This window comes from Cupriavidus sp. UBA2010 (assembly GCF_002335265.1).
Classification (GTDB): Bacteria; Pseudomonadota; Gammaproteobacteria; order Burkholderiales; family Burkholderiaceae; genus Cupriavidus; species Cupriavidus metallidurans.
Genome location: NZ_DDCI01000010.1, coordinates 263,299 through 285,081 on the forward strand (window position 1 = coordinate 263,299; position 21,783 = coordinate 285,081).

16 protein-coding genes are annotated in these 21,783 nt (G+C 63.6%); 6 read left to right on the top strand and 10 right to left on the bottom strand.

What is annotated here, in order from left to right:
• Positions 1 to 10: 10 nt before the first annotated feature.
• A complete protein-coding gene (locus B2246_RS06725; RefSeq protein ID WP_008648600.1) occupies positions 11 to 736 on the bottom strand; it encodes a (Fe-S)-binding protein in 726 nt (241 codons plus the stop codon).
• A 240-nt stretch (positions 737 to 976) separates the two neighbouring features.
• On the opposite strand from B2246_RS06725, the gene B2246_RS06730 reads away from it, so the two are divergent.
• The gene (locus B2246_RS06730; RefSeq protein WP_008648598.1) at positions 977 to 1,762 is read left to right on the top strand and encodes an IclR family transcriptional regulator; all 786 of its coding nucleotides are present in this window, start codon (positions 977 to 979) and stop codon (positions 1,760 to 1,762) included.
• Positions 1,763 to 1,860: 98 nt separating this feature from the next.
• Here B2246_RS06730 and pbpG read toward each other — a convergent pair whose 3' ends face one another.
• The 4 genes from pbpG to B2246_RS06750 form a co-directional block, all read right to left on the bottom strand.
• A complete protein-coding gene (gene pbpG / locus B2246_RS06735) occupies positions 1,861 to 3,042 on the bottom strand; it encodes a D-alanyl-D-alanine endopeptidase (RefSeq protein WP_411860065.1) in 1,182 nt (393 codons plus the stop codon).
• Positions 3,043 to 3,349: 307 nt separating this feature from the next.
• Positions 3,350 to 4,045 carry a nitroreductase gene (locus B2246_RS06740; protein WP_186425297.1) on the bottom strand — a complete coding sequence of 232 codons (696 nt, stop codon included), beginning with the start codon at positions 4,043 to 4,045 and terminating at the stop codon, positions 3,350 to 3,352.
• A gap of 32 nt (positions 4,046 to 4,077) precedes the next feature.
• Positions 4,078 to 4,524: an acyl-CoA thioesterase gene (locus tag B2246_RS06745; RefSeq protein WP_029310151.1), complete on the bottom strand. Its 447-nt coding sequence runs from the start codon at positions 4,522 to 4,524 to the stop codon at positions 4,078 to 4,080.
• A 106-nt stretch (positions 4,525 to 4,630) separates the two neighbouring features.
• The gene (locus B2246_RS06750; RefSeq protein WP_286880875.1) at positions 4,631 to 5,554 is read right to left on the bottom strand and encodes a histone deacetylase family protein; all 924 of its coding nucleotides are present in this window, start codon (positions 5,552 to 5,554) and stop codon (positions 4,631 to 4,633) included.
• Positions 5,555 to 5,987: 433 nt separating this feature from the next.
• Between B2246_RS06750 and phaP1 the strand changes: the two genes are divergently transcribed.
• A complete protein-coding gene (phaP1, locus tag B2246_RS06755) occupies positions 5,988 to 6,566 on the top strand; it encodes a TIGR01841 family phasin PhaP1 (RefSeq protein WP_008648591.1) in 579 nt (192 codons plus the stop codon).
• A gap of 275 nt (positions 6,567 to 6,841) precedes the next feature.
• On the opposite strand, the gene lpdA is transcribed toward phaP1, so the two are convergent.
• The 4 genes from lpdA to aceE form a co-directional block, all read right to left on the bottom strand.
• Positions 6,842 to 8,620, bottom strand: coding sequence for a dihydrolipoyl dehydrogenase (gene lpdA, locus B2246_RS06760; RefSeq protein ID WP_011515978.1), 1,779 nt, complete (start codon positions 8,618 to 8,620; stop codon positions 6,842 to 6,844).
• Between the two features lie 39 nt (positions 8,621 to 8,659).
• Positions 8,660 to 9,256, bottom strand: a complete 597-nt coding sequence (locus B2246_RS06765; RefSeq protein ID WP_035881919.1) for an MFS transporter — start codon at positions 9,254 to 9,256, stop codon at positions 8,660 to 8,662.
• 63 nt (positions 9,257 to 9,319) lie between these two features.
• Positions 9,320 to 10,984 carry a dihydrolipoyllysine-residue acetyltransferase gene (aceF, locus tag B2246_RS06770; protein ID WP_286880880.1) on the bottom strand — a complete coding sequence of 555 codons (1,665 nt, stop codon included), beginning with the start codon at positions 10,982 to 10,984 and terminating at the stop codon, positions 9,320 to 9,322.
• Positions 10,985 to 11,185: 201 nt separating this feature from the next.
• Positions 11,186 to 13,873, bottom strand: a complete 2,688-nt coding sequence (aceE, locus tag B2246_RS06775; protein ID WP_035881893.1) for a pyruvate dehydrogenase (acetyl-transferring), homodimeric type — start codon at positions 13,871 to 13,873, stop codon at positions 11,186 to 11,188.
• A gap of 437 nt (positions 13,874 to 14,310) precedes the next feature.
• Between aceE and B2246_RS06780 the strand changes: the two genes are divergently transcribed.
• The gene (locus B2246_RS06780; protein ID WP_035881890.1) at positions 14,311 to 16,923 is read left to right on the top strand and encodes a PAS domain S-box protein; all 2,613 of its coding nucleotides are present in this window, start codon (positions 14,311 to 14,313) and stop codon (positions 16,921 to 16,923) included.
• A gap of 137 nt (positions 16,924 to 17,060) precedes the next feature.
• A complete protein-coding gene (locus tag B2246_RS06785; RefSeq protein WP_008650428.1) occupies positions 17,061 to 17,693 on the top strand; it encodes a response regulator transcription factor in 633 nt (210 codons plus the stop codon).
• A gap of 98 nt (positions 17,694 to 17,791) precedes the next feature.
• Here B2246_RS06785 and B2246_RS06790 read toward each other — a convergent pair whose 3' ends face one another.
• Complete coding sequence (locus B2246_RS06790; RefSeq protein WP_286880885.1) at positions 17,792 to 18,487, bottom strand: energy-coupling factor ABC transporter permease; 696 nt, start codon at positions 18,485 to 18,487, stop codon at positions 17,792 to 17,794.
• A gap of 169 nt (positions 18,488 to 18,656) precedes the next feature.
• On the opposite strand from B2246_RS06790, the gene folD reads away from it, so the two are divergent.
• Together folD and B2246_RS06800 are read left to right on the top strand one after the other, a co-directional pair.
• Complete coding sequence (gene folD / locus B2246_RS06795) at positions 18,657 to 19,514, top strand: bifunctional methylenetetrahydrofolate dehydrogenase/methenyltetrahydrofolate cyclohydrolase FolD (RefSeq protein WP_286880887.1); 858 nt, start codon at positions 18,657 to 18,659, stop codon at positions 19,512 to 19,514.
• Between the two features lie 133 nt (positions 19,515 to 19,647).
• A complete protein-coding gene (locus tag B2246_RS06800) occupies positions 19,648 to 21,750 on the top strand; it encodes a M3 family metallopeptidase (RefSeq protein WP_286880889.1) in 2,103 nt (700 codons plus the stop codon).
• Positions 21,751 to 21,783: the final 33 nt, after the last annotated feature.

Genomic DNA, 21,783 nt, shown 5'->3' on the forward strand with positions numbered 1-21,783 from the left:
TTGCGGGTCTTCAGGCGTCGCCAGCCAGCACCTGGGCGATATGGAGCACGCGTGTGCGCGTATCGCCCGTGCGGCGCAGCCGGCCTTCGATGTTGAGGATACAGCCGAGGTCACCGAGCACCACGGCATCGGCCCCGCTGGACTGAATGTTGGCGCACTTCTCGTCGACGATCGCCGTGGAAATATTGCCGTACTTCACCGAGAACGTGCCGCCGAATCCGCAGCACGCCTCGCAGTCCTTCATTTCGGTCAGCGTCACACCCGGCAGCTTGCCCAGCAGTTCGCGTGGCTGCTGCTTGACGCCCAGCTCACGCAGGCCGGAACAGGAATCGTGATAGGTGACATTGCCGGCAAAGGTGGAATCGAACCGATCGATCTTTGCCACGTTGACGAGAAAATCGGTCAGTTCGAAGACGCGCTCCCGCAGGCGCTCGTAGCGGCCGTGCAGTTCCGGATCGTCGCGCAGCAGGTCCTGGTAGTGCTGGCGAATCATGCCGCCGCAGGAGCCAGACGGCACCACCACGTAGTCGAACATCTCGAACTCGCGCAGGAATTTCTCCGCCAGGTCGCGTGATACGGCGCGCTCACCCGAGTTGTAGGCAGGCTGTCCGCAGCAGGTCTGCGCCTCGGGCACCATGACCTCGTAGCCAGCCGATTCCAGCAGCTTCAGCACCGAGAACCCGATCTCGGGGCGCATGAGGTCCACCAGACAGGTGGCGAACAGTCCGATTCGCATCGCTTCCCTTTTTCCAGACCCAGAAACATCGCAATTATGCCCCTTGCCCCCGCCGCTGCGGGCATCCGGCGCCGCAATCTTGTTCATCCCGCCGCACAATGCGGCTCATGCGAAATGTTCGGTCATCGCGCAAGCGATTGGAGGTTGGTTTCAGTAATCACGTTTCATCAGTTGAAATTTTCACGATGTGAGATAGAATCAGGCAAACGCTTAATTTGCCGCACGGCACAAATTTTCTCCATGGCAGAAGCAGACAAGTCACCCGGCAAGACCTCGATCCAGGTGATCGAGCGCATGATGACGCTGCTGGACGCGCTGGCCCAGCACGCCGACCCCGTCAGTCTGAAAGAGCTTTCGCTGGCCACCGGCCTGCACCCGTCCACGGCCCACCGGATCCTGAACGACATGGTGGCGTGCCGCTTTGTCGACCGCTCCGATCCGGGCAGCTATCGACTGGGTATGCGGCTGCTCGAGCTGGGCAATCTGGTCAAGGCACGCCTTTCGGTGCGTGACGCTGCACTGGCGCCAATGCGTGCCCTGCACCGCGTCACCGGCCAGACCGTCAACCTGTCGGTACGTCAGGGCGACGAAATCGTCTACATCGAGCGCGCCTACAGCGAGCGCTCGGGGATGCAGGTGGTGCGTGCCATCGGCGGCCGCGCCCCACTGCACCTGACCTCGGTCGGCAAGCTGTTTCTGGCCGCGGACGAAGGCGCGCGCGTACGCAACTACGCCACCCGTACTGGGCTGGCCGGTCATACGCGCACGTCGATCACGGATATCTCCAAGCTCGAGCGCGAACTGACCTGGGTGCGCTCGAATGGCTACGCACGCGATAACGAGGAACTGGAACTCGGCGTCCGCTGTATCGCCGCAGGCATCTATGACGACTCGCGACGCCTTGTCGCCGGCCTGTCACTCTCTGCACCGGCCGATCGGCTTCAGGATAGCTGGCTGCAGAACCTCAAGGACACCGCGCTGCAGATCTCGCGTGGCATGGGATATGTCCCGGAGCCGACAGCTTGATCGCCTGACAACTGCCGAGGCAAACAAAAAACGCGCCGCCGGGTTTTCGCCCGGCGGCGCGTTTTTCTTGGACGGCCCAAACGCTCAGATGTCGTCGCTCAGGTACCGTGCGACTGCTGCGAGACCAGGATCGCCGTGGGCGATTTAGGGCCCTGAGTGAGATTGGGATTCGACGGGAAAGGGCGCGGTTGCGCCGACGTCGCCGGTTGATGCTCAAGCCAGCTACGCACGCGCGTGGCATCGGCAAAGCGCGACAGCTTGCCAACCGAGTCGAGGAACACCATCACCACGTTGCGATCATTCACGCGTGTCTGCATCACCAGGCACTGGCCGGCTTCAGAGATATAACCGGTCTTCTGCAGACCGATATCCCAGTTGCCGCCACGCACCAGGCGGTTGGTGCTGACGTAGTGCATCGGACGGCCAAACACGGTGACTTCGTGCTCGGGTTGCGTCGAGTACTCGCGGATCGTCGGATTGCGATAGGCGGCATTGACTAGGCGAGCCAAATCCATCGCGCTCGACACGTTGCTGCTCGACAGGCCATTCGAATCGACAAAGTGGCTGTCACTCATGCCAAGCTCGCGCGCCTTGCGGTTCATCGCGCCAACAAAGGCAGGCAGGCCACCCGGATAGTTACGACCCAGTGCCGAAGCAGCACGGTTCTCCGACGACATCAGCGCCAGCAACAGCATCTCCTGGCGGGTCAGCTGGGTACCAAAGCGCAGACGCGAGCTGCTGTGCTTCTCGGTATCGCGGTCTTCCTCGGTCACCGTGAGCATTTCGTCCATCGGCAGACGTGCGTCCATCACCACCAGCGCGGTCATCAGCTTGGTAATGGATGCGATCGGCAGCACAGCCGTGGGATTCTTCTGGAACAGCACCTCATTGGTGTTCTGATCCATGACCAGCGCCACTGACGAACGCAGGGCAAGCGCATCCTCGGTATCACGCAGGCCCATCGCCTCACCCAGCGACGGCTTGGATGGCACGAACGCCGCACGCACCGGCGCCGCGCGGCTTGCGACGACGGTACGTTTGCCGTTGCGCAGGGCGATCACCTTGCGTGGCGACGCCTCCGCTTTCGCGGAAGCCACCTTTTTGGTGGTTTTAGTGGATTTTGCCTGCTTTTTCGACGACGACTTCGTCGCAGTCGACGACGTCGCTGCGTACGAGGCCGGCGCGGCCAGCAGGGCAATGGACACGACCGCCGAAGTGGCGAGCGCGGTCAATTGGGGTAGGCCGAAGAATCGGGGCATGAGAGATTCGATCCGGAACATGATCTGATCAGCGCGGCTGCGGAATGGCGCTAGTTTAGGAAATTAAGAAATTGTTAGCAAGATTAATGACTTAGAAGCGCTCGTTAAAGTTTGGTTGGCAAACATTTCCACATCACGGGAAAAGCGCCTACTTCGTCATATTTCCGCAACTCCAAAAACAACAACTGGGTCGGCTGCTGTGTAACCGGCACCACGTCGACAAACCATGTCGACACCCCGGCACAGCCAGCCACCCTTTACAAAATCAAAGTGCCCTCGGCGTCCATATCGGTCGATCTCGTCGATTCCTGAGGACACCGATAGCGACTCAGGAAAGAAAACGCGCGAACCCGCTGACCGGTTCACGTTCCGTCGTCAATTGATTGGCCGTAGCCTCGGGGTCGGCATATCCAAGCGACATGCCACACACCACCATCTCTTCCTCTGGCAGACGTAAGTGCTGCCCAATGATCCTGTGAAACTGCGTAAAAGCGGCCTGCGGGCACGTATCCAGGCCACGCGCGCGCGCCGCCACCATGATGCTTTGCAGGAACATGCCGTAATCCAGCCAGCTTCCTTGTTCCATGATGCGATCGATGGTGAAGATCATGCCTACAGGTGCATCAAAGAAACGGAAATTGCGGGCATGTTGTTCGTGCATGCGCGCCTTGTCTTCGCGGCTGATCTGCAACAGGCTGTACAGATCCCAGCCAACCTTGCGGCGGCGCGCCAGATACGGATTAGTCCACTCGCGCGGGTAGTACGGATACTCCTCACGGTACTTGGCATCGCGCTCGGGATCCTCGTACGCGGCCAGCACATCCGCGCACAGGCGGGCCTTGGCATCGCCGGCCAGCACATACACCTTCCACGGCTGGGTGTTGGTACCGGAGGGTGCGCGGCTTGCCACCGCAAGAATCTCTTCGACGGTCTCGCGTGGTACCGGCGTATCGAGGAATGCGCGAATCGAACGGCGCGTTGTGATGGCGCGATCAACGATCGCTGCGTCACCAGGGGTCGACATGCTCTGCGGTCTCCTTGTTCTTGTTAATGCGGTCACTGTGCCTGCTGGCCAATCACCAGCGCCTCGAGCGCCTGGCGCAAAGGCTGCGGCAGCGGCACCGGCCGGCGCGTTTCGCGATCGACATACACGTGCACGAAATGCCCTTGGGCGGCGGCGACGTCATCATCATTGCAAAACAGCCCAACCTCGTAGCGCACGCTCGAATTGCCGAGCTTCGCCACGCGCAGCCCCGCCACCACTGTGTCGGGAAAACTCAGTGACGAGAAGTAGTTGCACTGCGTCTCGATCACCAGACCGATCGTCTCGCCCGCCTCGATGTCCAGCACGCCAGCCCGGATCAGGTACGTGTTAACGACCGTATCAAAATAACTGTAGTAGACAACGTTGTTGACGTGACCATAGACATCGTTATCCATCCAACGCGTCGTGATCGGCTGGAAGTGTGCGTAGGCACTGCGGCAATCGGGTTCGGGCTTCATTGTTATTGGAGTCAGGAATGGCTCGGACAAATGGCACCGGCCAGATGCACGACAGCTCGATATGAGCGCACTGGCCGCCACAAGGTTCCAATGGATTGCAATCAATTCATGACACGTTCGCGCATTCGACGGCAAGTTGCGCGTGATACCGCGCCGCAAGCATGATGGTCTGCGTATGCACGGCGACCGTGTCCTCGATCTGGTTGCCATAGCCACCTGCCATAGCGACGGCGACCGGCAACCCACGTGATCGCGCAGCTTCGAACACCATCGTGTCTCGCCGCGCAAGACCGGCCATCGTGAGCTTCAATCGCCCCAGGCGATCACCCTCATGAGGGTCGGCGCCGGCCAGGTAGATCAGCAGATCGGGATCGAATCGTGCGAACAGGGTATCGAGCGCGGACGCCAGCGCGACGGCATAGGTACCGTCATCGCACCCGTCCGGCAACCCGACGTCGAGATCGCTCGCTTCCTTGCGGAATGGGTAGTTCTTCTCGCCGTGCAGCGACAGCGTGAATATCGTCGGATCATCACGCAGGATCGATGCGGTACCGTTGCCCTGGTGGACGTCGAGATCGATGACTGCCACACGCCGCACGCTGCCGTCGCGCTGCAGGCGACGCGCCGCAATCGCCGCGTCATTGAATACGCAAAACCCTGCCCCCTTGTCCGCGTACGCGTGGTGAGTGCCGCCAGCCAGATTCGCCGCGATACCCTGCTCCAGCGCGACCCTGCAAGCGGCAATCGTCGCGCCGGCCGAGCGTCGGGAACGCTCCACCATTTCATGCGACCAGGGAAAGCCGATCTCGCGCTGACGCGCCGCATCGAGTTGGCCGGTGGAGACCTCCTCGATATAGGCAGCGGTGTGGGCCAATGCGAGTGTTTCATCGTCGGCACGCGGCGCCTCGCGCAATTCCACCCCACCCACCTCACGCACCACCGCATCACGCAGCATGCTGTATTTGCGCATCGGAAAACGGTGACCCGGCGGCAACGGCAGGACGAAATGATCGGCGTAAAAGGCAAGCATCGGGAGGGGCAGGATGAGCAGCCCGGAAAGTGCCTGAATGACATCATTATCCGACCGGGCAGTCAGCGATGGTAGCACTCCCCTCCCGCTGCGGCACACCAATCGCCGAAACCGCCAGAAAACGCCAGGATCTCCCGCGCCGCATCAAGCGGTGGACTCAGGAAAAACCCTTAATTTACGCGGCATACGTCGACTTCTATGCGCTTTCGACGGGGTGGTTCGGGCGATTTTTTGTGCAACGCACAAAAACCGCTTGACACTCATCGTTGTTCTCTTAGAATTGCAATTGTTGCGGCGCATCAAAGCCTTCGGGCAGCGCCGAAATACGAGACACACGCTCGGGCTGGCCAGGACACTGAAGTCATGGCTTTGACATCTGGGCGGCTTAATTTCACTTTTGCTTGACCTTGAAGCTCACCACTGGAGACCCGCAATGATCCTGACCCCGGAACAAGTTGCAGCCGCACATAAAGCCAACCTCGAAACCCTGTTCGGCCTGACCTCGAAGGCTTTCGAAGGCGTGGAGAAGCTCGTTGAGCTGAACCTGCAAGTGGTCAAGGCCACCCTGGCTGAGAACGCCGACAACGCCAAGAAGGCGCTGACCGCCAAGGACGCCCAGGAACTGCTGGCCATCCAGGCATCGCTGGTGCAGCCGGTTGCCGAGAAGACCCTGGCCTACACGCGTCACCTGTACGAAATCGCTTCGGAAACCCAAAGCGAGTTCACCAAGGTTGCCGAAGCCCAGCTGGCTGAAGGCACGAAGAACGTGCAAGCCCTGGTCGACAACCTGGCCAAGAACGCTCCGGCGGGTTCGGAGTCGACCGTGGCGATCGTGAAGTCGGCGATCTCGGCGGCCAACAACGCCTACGAGTCGGTGCAGAAGGCTACCAAGCAAGCCGTTGAAATGGCTGAGAGCAACTTCCAGGCCGCTGCCACCGCCGCGACCAAGGCTGCCCAGCAAGCCAGCGCCACGGCCCGCACGGCCACCAAGAAGTCGGCCACTGCTGCCTAAGCATCTGTATCTGTAATACCAACGCACCGGCTCTGGCCGGTCCGTTGGCAAAACGCCCCGCCCACGCGGGGCGTTTTGCCAATGGAGGCGATCCCGATCGCCTCGTACCGGTGTCTCCTCGGTACCCGATTCCAAAAGGTATCGTTCAAGCCCGGCCCCTGACTACCAGGGGCCGGGCTTTTTTTCGTCGCGCCCTCCCCGCTGCTTGCAGGAGAATCGAGACAAATAAAAAAAACCCGCCGAATCGGCGGGTTCTCTCACTACGGCGCCAGCAATCAGCGCTTGCGCGGCGGCGGCACGTCCGTGCACACACCTTCGTAGATTTCCGCGGCCATGCCGATCGACTCGCCCAAGGTCGGGTGCGGGTGAATCGTCTTGCCAATATCCACGGCATCCGCGCCCATCTCGATGGCCAGGCAAACTTCGCTGATCAGGTCGCCCGCGTGGGTGCCGACGATACCGCCACCGATGATGCGATGGGTTTCCTCGTCGAAAATCAGCTTGGTGAAGCCCTCGTCACGGCCATTGGCAATCGCACGGCCCGAAGCGGCCCATGGGAACACGCCCTTGCTGTACTTGATGCCTTCGGCCTTGCACTGGTCTTCGGTCTTGCCGGCCCATGCCACTTCCGGATCGGTGAACGCCACTGACGGGATCTGCTTCGCGTCGAAGTAGGCCTTCTCGCCATGCGCGGCCTCGGCGGCCACGTGTGCCTCATGCACCGCCTTGTGTGCGAGCATCGGCTGGCCAACGATATCGCCGATCGCGTAGATGTGCGGCACGTTGGTGCGCATCTGCTTGTCGACATCGATGAAGCCACGGTCGGTCACAGCCACACCGGCCTTCTCGGCACCGATCTTCTTGCCGTTCGGGGAACGGCCTACCGACACCAGCACGGCGTCGTAGCGCTGCGGCTCGGCCGGCGCGGACTCGCCCTCGAACTTCACGTAGATACCGTCCGGCTTCGCTTCCACGCCGACAGTCTTGGTCTTCAGCATCACGTTATCGAAGCGATGCTTGTTTACCTTGTCCCAGACCTTGACCAGATCGCGGTCAGCGCCCTGCATCAGGCCGTCGAGCATTTCCACGACATCGAGTCGCGCGCCGAGCGTGCTGTAGACGGTGGCCATTTCCAGGCCGATGATGCCGCCGCCAATCACGAGCATCTTGTTCGGGATGTCGCGCAGTTCCAGCGCGCCCGTCGAATCGAAAATGCGCGGATCCTCAGGGACGAACGGCAGCTTCACGGCCTGGCTGCCGGCCGCGATGATCGCCTTTTCGAAGCGGATCACGGTCTTCTTGCCATTGGTGGCCTTGCTGTCGCCTTCCGTTTCCTGCACTTCCAGATGATGCGGATCCAGGAACGTGCCGATGCCGCGCACCACCTGCACCTTGCGGGCCTTCGCCATTCCCGACAGACCGCCGGTCAGCTTGCCGACCACGCTTTCCTTGTAGTGCCGCAGGCCATCCAGATCGATCTTGGCTTCGCCGAACAGGATGCCGTGCGCGGCCAGCGCCTTGGCCTCGTCGATCACCGCCGCGTTGTGCAGCAGCGCCTTCGACGGGATGCAGCCCACGTTCAGGCAAACGCCGCCGAGGGTGCCATAGCGCTCGACCAGAACGGTGTTCATGCCGAGGTCCGCCGACCGGAAAGCCGCCGAGTAACCGCCGGGGCCTGCGCCCAGCACCAGCATTTCGCACTGGATGTCGGCGCCACCGGCATGCGTGGCGGCCGCCGGAGCCGCTGCCGGCGCCGGAGCAGGCGCAGCCGCGGGCTTGGGCGCTGCCGCCGGAGCCGGGGCAGGAGCCGCCGCCGCGCCACCTTCGACGGTGCAGATCAGCGTGCCCTTGGCGACCTTGTCGCCCACCTTGACCTTGACGTCCACGACCTTGCCGGCGGCCGACGACGGCACTTCCATGCTGGCCTTGTCGGACTCCAGCACGATCAGCGACTGTTCTTCCTCGACCGTGTCGCCGGCCTTGACCAGCACCTCGATCACTTCCACCGCGTCGAAATCGCCGATATCCGGCACCTTGACTTCGATCACACTCATGTTCTTCCTCCTGGGATGCGCACGCTGTCCGCCTTGGGATCAGGCCGCGCCGTCTTTGTTGGTTGCCACTTGCAGCCGTACCGTATGCACGTCGATCGGTGCCGCCGAACTCTTGTCGAACTCGATACCCGCTTCCACGCCGATTCGCGCAATCGCTCCAGCATCCAGGTCCGAGCGGTCATACACCGCGTGCATGGCGCCGAGCGCGTAGTTGCGGCCCGAGCCAATGCCCCAGAAACGATCGAACGAAAACACCTCGCGGTACGAATAGACGCCGAAAATGCCGCCCGAATTGGCGATCAGGCAAACGATCTGCGATGACTCGTAGGGGTCGTCCTCGTCTTCCTTGGTGTTGATGAAATACTCGTTCTTGAGCTTTTCATGCACCTTGAGGAAGGTTCGGAACACATCGTCGCGGGTATGCAGCCGGCATTCCTCGCCCATGCCCGTCAGCAGGCTTCGCATGACCGGGAAATGCGCGGTGGTGCCTGCCAGCCCGACGAAACTGTCGCCAACGGGAATCACCTTCTGGTTCCGCTCATAAGCGCGCGACAGCCGCGTATCGCCGAATGTCACCAGCGCATCGGCACCGATCGCCACCTCGTCACCTTTCCTGACGACAACGCAGGTAGTCATGGCTCGCCCCTTGAATGCAATGCAGACGCGCCCGCCAGGTTCGCTGGCGGGCGTTGCCGATGCTTACAGCAGAATCCGGCGGAAATCCGCCAGCAGCGCTGCGAAGTACGTGTTGAAGCGCGCGGCCTCGGCGCCGTCGATCACGCGGTGATCCCACGACAGCGACAGCGGCAGCGTCAGGCGCGGGGCGAATTGCTTGCCGTCCCACACCGGCTTCATATACGACTTGCACACGCCCATGATGGCCACTTCCGGCGCATTGATGATCGGCGTGAAGTACGTGCCACCGAGGCCGCCGAGCGACGAGATCGAGAAGCAGCCGCCTTGCATCTGGTCAGGCTTCAGCTTGCCGTCGCGCGCCAGCTTGGCCAGATCGCTCATTTCCTGGCTGATCTCGAGCACGCCCTTCTTGTCGGCGTCCTTGATCACCGGTACGACCAGACCGTTCGGGGTGTCGGCCGCGAAACCGATGTTGAAGTACTTCTTCAGCACCAGGTTGTCGCCGTCCAGCGAGGCGTTGAAGTTCGGAAACTTCTTGAGCGCCGCAACGGTAGCCTTGATCATGAACGCAAGCATCGTCACCTTGATGCCAGCCTTCTCGTTTTCCTTGTTGAGCTGCACGCGGAATGCCTCAAGCTCGGTGATGTCCGCTTCGTCACAGTTCGTGACGTGAGGGATCATGACCCAGTTGCGATGCAGGTTGGCGCCAGAGATCTTCTTGATGCGCGACAGCGGCTTCGACTCCACTTCGCCAAAGCGCGTGAAGTCCACCTTCGGCCACGGCAGCAGGTCCAGGCCCACGCCGGTGCCAGCGGCGGCAGCCGGTGCGGACGGCGCGGCAGTCTGGCCGCTCATGACGCTCTTGACGTAGTTCTGCACGTCTTCCTGCGTGATGCGGCCCTTGGGAGCTGTGCCCGGCACACGCGACACGTCGACACCCAGCTCGCGCGCGAACTTGCGCACGGACGGGCTGGCGTGAGCGGCCTTGCCGGTCGTACCTTGCACCGCAGGCGCGACGGCCGGCGCGGCAACAGGTGCCGGCGCCGCGGCCGCCGGTGCGGGCGCGGGAGCCGCTGCGGCAGGCGCCGGGGCGGCTGCCGGGGCCGGAGCTGCTGCGGCAGCGCCGCCAGCAGCTTCCAGGATCAGGATCAGCGTGCCTTGGGCGACGTTATCACCGACCTTGACCTTGATTTCCTTGACCGTGCCGGCCTGCGGCGACGGCACATCCATGGTGGCCTTGTCGGACTCCAGCGTCACCAACGCGTCTTCGGCGTTGATCTGGTCACCCACCTTGACGTGGATTTCGATGACCGGCACGGCGTCGTAGTCGCCGATATCGGGCACCTTGACCTCGACCGTGCCACCGCCAGCAGGGGCAGCGGCCGGAGCCGGGGCAGCGGGAGCGGCCGCCGCGGGTGCCGCGGCGGCAGGGGCCGGAGCCGCCGGAGCAGCAGCGGCTGCGGGAGCCGGAGCGGCGGCAGCGGCGCCTGCGGGCTCGAGCATCACCAGCACGGAGCCTTCGGAAACGCTGTCACCCACCTTGATCCGGACTTCCTTGACCGTGCCGGCCTGCGGCGACGGTACATCCATGGTGGCCTTGTCGGATTCCAGCGTCACCAGCGCGTCTTCCGCGTTGATCGTGTCGCCCGGCTTCACGTGCACTTCGATGACGGGAACGGCGTCGTAGTCGCCGATATCCGGCACCTTGATTTCAATCGCTTGACTCATTCAGTGTCTCTCCTGGGCAGCCGGCACTCTGGCCAGATACGACAAACGCGACAAACGCAATCGGCGAGGTTACTCTCGCCACACGCATCTGTCACGCTGCCGCGCATCACCATTCGCCGCGGTGCGCCGCCGGGTCAACCAGTGGCACGCCGCGGCGCGGCGGGTGCCGCGCTGCGGGGGTTCAGTCGTGCAAGTCCGGGGTCAGACCGACATCGGGTTCGGCTTGTTCGGGTCGAGGTTGTACTTCTTGATGGCCTCGGCCACCTTCTCGCGACCGATCGCGCCTTCGTCGGCCAGCGCCTTCAGCGCGGCCACCGTGACCCAGTAGCGGTCCACTTCGAAGAAGTGGCGCAGCTTCTCGCGGGTGTCCGAGCGGCCGAAGCCGTCAGTGCCCAGCACCACGTAGCGACGCGGCACGAACGGACGGATCTGCTCGGCGAACGCACGGATGTAGTCGGTGGACGCGATGACCGGACCGCGCACGCCCTTGAGCTTCTGGGCGACGAACGATTCGCGCTGCGTGCCGGTCGGGTTCAGCAGGTTGTGACGCTCGACTTCCTGGCCTTCACGGGCCAGTTCGGTGAAGCTCGGGCAGCTCCACAGATCCGATTCCACGCCCCAGTCCTTCTTGAGCAGGTCGGCGGCGGCGATCACCTCGCGGAAGATCGTGCCCGAGCCCAGCAGTTGCACGCGCGGCGCGTTGCTGTTCTCCACGCCCTTGCGGAACTGGTACATGCCCTGAACGATGTCGCGTTCCACGCCAGCCGGCATTTCCGGATGCTCGTAGTTCTCGTTCATCACCGTCAGGTAGTAGTACACGTCTTCCTGTTCGGCATACATGCGGCGCAGGCCGTCCTGCATGATCACGGCGAGTTCGTACTGGAACGTCGGATCGTACGAGATGCAGTTCGGGATCACAGCGTGGAACACGTGTGAGTGACCGTCCTCGTGCTGCAAGCCTTCACCGTTCAGCGTGGTGCGGCCAGCGGTACCGCCCAGCAGGAAGCCGCGCGAGCGCATGTCGGCGGCGGCCCAGCACAAGTCGCCGATACGCTGGATGCCGAACATCGAGTAGTAGATGTAGAACGGGATCATCTGCACGCCGTGCGTCGAGTACGACGTGGCGGCGGCGATCCAGTCGCACATGGCGCCGGCTTCGTTGATGCCTTCCTGCAGTACCTGACCCGTCTGCGATTCCTTGTAGAACATCAGTTGGTCATGGTCTTCCGGCACGTACTTCTGGCCTTCCTGGTTCCAGATACCAACCTGGCGGAACAGGCCTTCCATGCCGAAGGTACGCGACTCGTCCGGCACGATAGGCACCACGTGCTTGCCGACCTGCTTGTCCTTGAGCAGCGTGTTCAGGATACGCACGAAGGCCATCGTGGTGGACACTTCGCGGCCTTCGCCGGTGGCCTTGAGCAGCGCTTCGAACGCCGACAGCTCGGGCACCTTCAGCGCCTCGGCCTTCATGCGGCGGGCCGGCAGGTAGCCGCCCAGGTCCATGCGCGCCTTGCGCATGTATTCCAGTTCCTTCGAGCCTTCCGGGAAGGTCAGGTACGGGACTTCTTCCAGCTTGTCATCCGCCACCGGGATGTTGAACTGGTCGCGGAACGCGCGGATCGCGTCCACCGGCATCTTCTTCTGCTGGTGGGCCACGTTCATGGCCTGGCCGGCATCGCCCATGCCATAGCCCTTGATGGTCTTGGCCAGGATCAGCGTCGGCTGGCCCTTGTGCTCGCTAGCTGCCTTGTAGGCCGCGTAGACCTTGTGCGGATCATGGCCGCCGCGGTTCAGGCGCCAGATGTCGTCGTCGGACCAGTCGGCCACCATGGCCTTCAGTTCCGGCGTATTGAAGAAGTGCTCGCGCACGTAGGCGCCGTCCTTGGCCTTGAAGGTCTGGTACTCGCCGTCCACGCATTCCATCATGCGCTTCATCAGCAGGCCCTTGGTGTCGCGCTGCAGCAGCGGATCCCAGCGGCTGCCCCAGACCAGCTTGATCACGTTCCAGCCCGAGCCACGGAATTCCGATTCCAGTTCCTGGATGATCTTGCCATTGCCGCGCACCGGGCCATCCAGGCGCTGCAGGTTGCAGTTGATCACGAAAACCAGATTGTCCAGCTTCTCGCGGCCGGCCATGCCGATCGCGCCCAGCGATTCCGGCTCGTCGGTCTCGCCATCACCCAGGAACGCCCATACCTTGCGGTCGCCGGCATTCACCAGGCCACGGCTGGCCAGGTACTTCATGAAGCGGGCCTGGTAGATCGCCATGATCGGGCCCAGGCCCATCGACACGGTCGGGAACTGCCAGAAATCCGGCATCAGCCAAGGGTGCGGGTACGACGAGATGCCCTTGCCGTCCACTTCCTGGCGGAAGCTGTCGAGCTGTTCGGGCGTCAGGCGACCCAGCAGGAAGGCGCGCGAGTAGACGCCCGGTGCCGAATGGCCCTGCACGAAAACGAGGTCGCCACCGCTCTGCTCCGACGGAGCGCGCCAGAAGTGGTTGTAGCCCACGTCATAGAGCGTGGCCGCCGAGGCGAACGACGAGATGTGGCCGCCGACGTTGGTGTGCTTGTTGGCGCGCAGCACCATGGCCATCGCGTTCCAGCGCGTGTACGAGCGAATGCGGTGCTCGATGTCCTGGTCGCCGGGAATGCGGGCCTGCTGCTCTACCGGGATAGTGTTGATGTACGGCGTTTCGGCATGAAACGGCTGGGTAACGCCGTTCACGCGCGCGTATTCGATTTGCTTGTCGATCAGGAACGCGGCGCGCTCGGTGCCTTCCGCGTTGAGGACGCCCTGCAGGGCGTCCAGCCATTCGTGCGTTTCCTGGGGATCTGCGTCGTTGGCGCTGCTGGCGCCGAGGATCTGCTCTGGTACAGCGGACATGACTGTCTCCTGGTGAATTCCTGCCCGGTGCCCACACAGCGAAGCGCGGGACTCCAGCGGCCGGTCTTGACGGTTTGTGACGTCGCGGCGGAGCGCCAAGCCTTGCCCTGGCATCGGTAGGCCAAAGCCGGATCCTCTCTGGGGCTGATGACGCGTTCATCGCCCGGATCCTGTACTCAGCAAGCGCAGTGCGCCCGCCCGCATTGATCGGTCGAAGCGATTCTATGGAAGCACAGCAAGTGATGACAAGCTAAATTTTCAGATTACGAAGTCATTTCTTATAATGTGAAATATTGCGGCAGTGCATCAGAAATCGCATCGCGTCCGTCTTCCAAGGCCTCGCGACCAGCGCACAAATACTGTGCCGTGTAGGCGCTTTCCCCAAGCGACGCACCGCAATAAAGTGGATAAACTGCTCGGTCAGCCGTCAATCCCCTATGCAGTTTCTCAAACGAATTCTCTCCGGCCTGCGCACGGCCATTCTGCCTCCGAACCCTGCCGGCGCCGTCAGCGATGCCCCTCACGGGGTAGTTCATGCCGCCCGTACAAATGGTGGCGACGCCCATGGCGCCCCCCAGGCCGAGGCACAAGACAGCACCGATGGCACGGACGGCGGCACGCCGCTTGCCGCCGCCCCCCGCCGCCTCTGGATCACGCGCTGGCGCAATCTCGTCGCCACGAGCTGGTTCATGTTCATCCCGCTCGTGGCCATCGTGCTGTTCACGGTGGCGATGGGCGTCATCCTCTGGTCGCTCCACGAAACCGAGCACCAGCAGCAGCGCGACGCGCTATACCGCGACGCCGCCTGGGCGCAGCAGCGAGTGCGCCTGTCCCTGCTGAGCAACCAGGACCAGTTGGCCTCACTGGCGCGGGATATTGCCGCCGCACAACTCGACCAGGGCGCCTACCGGACGGCCGCACAGGAAATCCTGCGCGAGAACCCGGAGATCGTCTTCATCAACTGGCTCGACGCCACGCGGCGCGGCCGCTGGTCGCTGCCATCGACGTCGGAATTTGCTGCCCGCCTGCGTGAAACCGCCGATCAGCCGCTCGAGCCCGAGGTCCTGGACACGTTCGACGCCGCGCGCGAGACCCAGCGTGTGGTCTATTCCCGGCCGCTAATGAACGATCGCGGCGACAGCTTCATGCTGATGGAAGTGCCGATCGTGCGCGATAACGAGTTCCTGGGCACGCTGGGCGCGCTCTACTCGATCAACGGCATCCTGACGCACCTGCTGCCACCGGAGTTGACCGAGCGCTACCGCTTCTCGCTGATCGACAAGAACAACCAGACCCGGGCCAGCACCTCGGTACGTCCGGTACCGGGCAACGCGCTGTCCTACGAAGTCTTGCTCGACCCGCCGGGCCATTCGCTGTCCCTGCGCGCCGACGCCTACCCGCCGCCGTCGAACCTGCCCAACAATATGTTGCTGTGGCTGGTGGTGGGCCTGTCGTGCTTCCTGCTGTGGAGCCTGTGGAGCATGTGGCGCCATACCAGCCGTCGCTCCGAGGCCCAGCGCGCCCTGCTGGCCGAAACCTCGTTCCGTCGCGCGATGGAAAACTCGATGCTGATCGGGCTGCGGGCGCTAGACCTGAACGGGCGAATTACCTACGTGAATCCCGCGTTCTGCCGCATGACGGGCTGGACCGAGAGCGATCTGGTCGGCCGCGTGCCGCCCTTCCCCTACTGGCCGCCCAATGACCAGCAGGAGATGCAAAAGCAGATCGACCTGACGTTGCAGGGCAAGTCGCCGGCCACCGGCTATGAAATGCGCGTCATGCGCCGTGACGGCAGCAGCTTCTTCGCCCGCATGTACGTATCGCCGCTGGTCGACAGCCGTGGCCGCCATACGGGCTGGATGAGCTCGATGACGGACATCACCGAGCCAAAGCGCGCCCGCGAGGAACTCGCCGCCGCGCATGACCGCTTCACGACGGTGCTGGAAAGCCTGGACGCGGCTGTGTCGGTGCTGGCCACGGACAAGGCCGAACTGCTGTTCGCCAACCGGTACTATCGGCAACTCTTCGGCTGGGAAGCCGAGGGCCACCTGAAGCTGGCCGGGGACGATTTCGACAAGGACCAGATGTCGAGCGACAACACCGACTTCGTCGACGCCTATGCCGGCCTGCCTGCTTCGGAACTGATGCCGTACGCGTCCGACGCCCGCGAGGTGTTCGTGCCGGACATGCAGAAATGGTTCGAAGTGCGCCGCCGCTATATCCAATGGGTGGACGGCCACCTCGCGCAGATGCAGATCGCCACCGACATCACGGTGCGCAAGGCAGCCGAGGAAATGGCGCGCCAGCACGAGGAACGCCTGCAGTTCACGAGCCGCCTGACCACGATGGGCGAGATGGCGTCGTCGCTGGCGCACGAGCTGAACCAGCCGCTGGCGGCCATCAACAACTACTGCATGGGCGCCGTGGCTCGCCTGCATTCGGGCCGGAGCACGCCGGAAGACCTGATCCCGGTGCTGGAAAAGACCTCGGCGCAGGCGGTGCGTGCGGGCACGATCATCAGCCGCATTCGCGGTTTCGTGAAACGTAGCCAGCCGCAACGGCGCGAGGCCTCGCTGCACGACATCGTGGCCGATGCCGTGGGCCTGGCCGACCTGGAGGCCACGCGACGCCGCGTCACGATCCTGACCCGCCTGCCGACCCCGCCGCTGATGCTCTACGTGGACCCGGTGCTGATCGAGCAGGTGCTGGTCAACCTGCTCAAGAATGCCGTGGAAGCGATGGCTGGCATGCCGGCCCTGCGCGCCGCGGGCGTGGTACGGTTGCACGCCCGGGTAGAAAACGTCGAGTTTGGCCAGTGCGTCTGCATCGACGTGATCGATCAGGGCCCGGGCGTGGACGAAGCCACCAAGGAGCGCCTGTTCGAGCCGTTCTTCAGCACCAAATCGGACGGCATGGGCATGGGCCTGAATATCTGCCGTTCGATCATCGAATCCCATCAGGGCCGTCTGTGGGTAGAAAACAATGTGGACGGCATCGGCTGTACGTTTAAAATCACCCTGCCGCTGCAGCCTGCGCTACCCGAACAGTAACGGGGATGCCCTCGGGCGAAGCGGACGACCCTCTGCCGCGGGGCATCGGGAGGTCGTCCGGATCGTTCACCCGGGGTGTTGCGCACTGCCGCTGGCGGTTACACTTCGTTGCAAACGACTTTGCCCCAGGAGATTTCATGACCGCAACGCCCAGCCCCACGCCTCATCGTGGCGAGACCGTATTCATCGTCGACGACGATGAAGCCATGCGTGACTCGCTGACCTGGCTGCTCGAGGGCAACGGCTACCAGGTGCGCAGCTTCAACAGCGCCGAGCAGTTCCTGTCCGCCTACGACGCCAGCCAGGTTTCGTGCCTGATCCTGGACGTCCGTATGCCCGGCATGAGCGGCCCGGAGTTGCAGGAGCGCATGATCGCCGAGAACATCGACATCCCGATCGTCTTCATCACCGGCCATGGCGACGTGCCGATGGCGGTCTCGACGATGAAGCGCGGTGCGATCGACTTCATCGAGAAGCCGTTCGACGAATCGGAACTGCGCTCGCTGGTGGAACGGATGCTGCAGAAAGCCCGCACCGATCACTCGGCCGCGCGCGAGCAGCGTGCCGCCAAGGACCTGCTGAGCAAGCTGACCACGCGCGAGCAGCAGGTGCTCGAGCGCATCGTGGCAGGCCGTCTGAACAAGCAGATTGCCGACGACCTGGGCATTTCCATCAAGACCGTGGAGGCGCACCGCGCCAACATCATGGAAAAGCTCAACGTCAACACGGTGGCGGATCTGCTGCGCCTGGCGCTCTCACGCAATAGCTGAGTCCCGCCTTGCCGCTCCTTCTCCCCGTTGCGGCGGGAAGGAGCGGGCCCCTTGCCGACTGCCGACCGAACGGCGCCTGCCCGTCTCTTGGCCGCTCGTTACTTCCCCGTCAGATAGTCCTCGTCCGTGAACGTCAGCACCCATTGCGGGCGATAGACGACGAAGATCGCCACCAGCATCCCCGTCAGGAATGCCTCGCCGAACCCGATCACCACGGCGCCGGTCAGGCTGTCCCCGATCGTCAGCCCGGCGGGGGGCGGTCCCAAATGGAACTGCCAGAGCGTGCGAAGGCTGCCGGCGACGATGGCGGCCACCAGCGGGGCGAAATAGCCGTGGCCGAGAATGAAGATGAACGGGTGGCGCGGTAGCCGGCGTCGCATCACGGCCTGCAGCCCGGCAGTCAGCACCCCCGGAACCACCGCCATCCAGATAAAGCGCGGCGCCATGGATACCCAGGCGATATCCGCCCAGCCCTGCCCCGCCAAGTAAGCCAGCCCCAGCAGCGACACCAGATCGACGACGGCCAGCGTCAGCATCGCCAGCGGCAGCCCGAACATCGTCACCGCCAGCGGGGCCCCCATCAGCTGAACCACGACCCCGGTCCCGACCGTCGCCCGCGCCGACCACAGCAAGGTCAGGAATACGAGCCCGCCGAGCCAGGCGTGCTGGAGCGGTTCCTGCCGCAGCAGCCGCCATGGCCGCTGCGACGCCACCCAGGCGAGCATCGCCACGGAGAGGGTCGGAAGCGGCCAGGTCGCCAGCAGGGCCTGAAGTGAGGAATCGTCGATCTGCATCGGGCGGATGCTAGCAGCCCCGGCCAGAAACCGGGTTGTATCCGATCAAGCCAGGCAGCCCGTTCTGATTCTGGTCAACCCCTTTATAATTCGGGTTTCACGAGCGACGCCGGCCACCCCGCCGGCGCCGGCTCCCCGTTTCCCCAAGCCTCTCCAGTCACGTATCCCCATGTCCGCTCACCTGATCGACGGTAACGCCCTTGCCAAACAAATCCGCGCCGAGGCCGCCCAGCGCGCTGCCCGCCTGACCGCGGCCGGCCACCAGCCCGGCCTGGCCGTGGTACTCGTAGGCGAGGACCCCGCCAGCCAGGTCTATGTGCGCAACAAGGTGAAGGCGTGCGAGGACAACGGATTTTATTCGTCGCTGAACCGCTACCCGGCCGACCTGTCCGAAGCCGACCTGCTGGCCCGCATCGACGAACTGAACAACGACCCGAAGATCCACGGGATCCTGGTCCAACTGCCGCTGCCCAAGCATATCGACAGCCACAAGGTGCTCGAAGCCATCGCCCCAGAAAAGGACGTAGACGGCTTCCACGTGGCCAACGCCGGCGCGCTGATGACCGGCGCCCCGCTGTTCCGCCCCTGCACGCCGTACGGCTGCATGAAGATGCTCGAATCGATCCAGTATCCGCTGCGCGGCGCGCGCGCCGTGGTGGTGGGTGCCTCGAACATCGTCGGCAAGCCGATGGCCATGATGCTGCTGCAGGCTGGCGCAACGGTAACGATCTGCAATAGCAAGACGCGCGACCTCGCTGCCCACACCCGTGATGCCGACGTGATCGTCGCCGCCGTGGGTCGCCGCAACATCATTACTGCCGACATGGTCAAGCCGGGTGCCGTGGTGATCGACGTGGGCATGAACCGTGACGACGCCGGCAAGCTGTGCGGCGACGTGGACTTCACCGGTGTGCGCGAAGTGGCCGACCATATCACCCCGGTTCCGGGTGGCGTGGGCCCGATGACGATCACGATGCTGCTGATCAATACGCTGGAAGCCGCGGAACGCAAAGCCGGCATCGCCTGAGTGATGCTCTAGGTGAGGGCCTGAGTGATGGGCCAATCGCGCCAATAGCTAAGTCGTACTGGATATTTCGGCGCATAGGCCTCATCTTGCACGTGTGATGCCGCATCCCGGCAGCCAATCGGAATTTGCCACCATGACTGATACTACCGACCGCGCCAGCAACCCGTTGCTTGATTTCTCCGACCTGCCGCGCTTCGCGGAGATCCGGCCCGAGCACATTAGCCCGGCGCTGGACGTGCTGCTCGCCCAGGCGCAGGCAGCCGTCGCCCGCGCCGAGGATTCGGCCACCCCCGCCACCTGGGCCAGCGCCGTCGAGGCACTGGAAGTCGCCACCGAGCCGCTCGGCCGCGCCTGGGGCGTGGTCGGCCATCTCAGCGCGGTAGCCGACACCCCCGAGTTGCGCAAGGCACACGCCGATAACCTCCCCCGCATGACCGAATTCTGGTCATCGCTGGGCCAGAGTCTGGCCCTGTACGAAAAGTACAAGGCCGTCGCCGCCGGCCCCGAGTTCGCGAGCCTTTCGCCGGCGCGCAAGCAACTGCTCGAGAACGAGCTGCGCGGGTTCCGCCTGGGCGGCGCCGAACTGGCCGAGGACAAGAAGCCGCGCTTTGCCGAGATCCAGGAACAGCAGGCGCAACTGTCAAAGGCGTTCTCCGACCACGTGCTCGATGCCACCAATGGCTACGCCCTCTATATCGAGGACGAAGCACGCCTGTCCGGTATTCCGGCCGACGCAAAGGAAGCCGCGGCGCTGGCCGCCCAGAAGGATGGCAAGGCAGGCTGGAAGTTCACGCTGCACTTTCCGTCGTACTTCCCTGTGCTGCAATACGCGGACGACCGCTCGCTGCGCCAGACCATGTACGAGGCCAGCGTCACGCGCGCCTCGGAACTGGGCCCGCAGCACGGCAATGGTCAGGCCGACTGGGACAACACGGCCAATATGCGCGAGCAACTGACGCTACGCCGTGAAGAGGCGCATATGCTGGGCTACGCCAACTATGGCGAAGTCTCGCTGGTGCCGAAAATGGCCGAGTCGCCGGCCGAAGTGCTCAAGTTCCTCGACGAGCTGGCCGTCAAGGCCCGCCCGTTCGCCGAACACGACTGGACCGAACTACGCGAATTCGCCGCCGCCGAACTCGGCCTGAACGACGTCGCGCCGTGGGATGTCGCCTACGCGTCCGAAAAGCTGCGCCAGAAGCGCTACTCGTTCTCCGACGACGAGGTCAAGCAGTACTTCCAGGAACCGAAGGTGCTCGAAGGGCTGTTCGGCGTGGCCGAGAAGCTGTTCTCGGTCCGCATCCAGCCGGACATGACGCAGACCTGGCACAAGGACGTGCGCTTCTTCCGCGTGGTGTCGCCTCAGGGCGCGCTGCTCGCCCAGTTCTACATTGACCTGTACGCGCGCGAAGGCAAGCGCGGCGGCGCCTGGATGGATGATGCGCGTGGCCGCAAGGAACGCGGCAACGGCACCGTGCAAACGCCGGTGGCCTACCTGACCTGCAATTTCACCGCGCCGGTCGGCGACAAGCCCGCGCTGTTCACGCATGATGAAGTGATCACGATGTTCCACGAGTTCGGCCACGGGCTGCACCACATGCTGACGCAGGTGGGCGACCTCGGCGTGTCCGGCATCAACGGCGTGGAATGGGATGCCGTGGAGCTGCCGTCACAGTTCATGGAGAACTTCTGCTGGGAATACGAGGTGCTGTCGACGATGACGGCCCACGTGGAAACCGGCGCGCCGCTGCCGCGCGCGCTGTTCGATCGCATGCTGGCCGCGAAGAACTTCCAGAACGGCATGATGACGCTGCGCCAGATCGTGTTCTCGTCGTTCGACATGCACCTGCATACCGACTACGACCCGCAGGGTGCGGTATCGGTGCTCGAACTGTCGCGCAAGATCAACGACGCGAAGCACGTGGTGCCCCAGTCGCCGCTGTCGCGCTGGCCGAATACGTTCAGCCACATCTTCGCGGGTGGCTATGCCGCCGGTTACTACAGCTACAAGTGGGCCGAAGTGTTGTCCGCCGATGTTTACGCAGCATTCGAGGAAGCCGCACAGCTCTCCGGCAGCGTGCTCGACAGCGCAACCGGCGAGCGTTATCGCCGCGAGATCCTGTCGGTGGGTGGTAGCCGCCCGGCGATGGAATCGTTCGTGGCGTTCCGCGGCCGCGCGCCGCAGATCGACGCGCTGCTGCGGCACGGTGGCATGACGGAAGCAGCAGTCGCTGCCTGACCGCCACCTACCCCGCCCTGCCCCCAGGCGCCC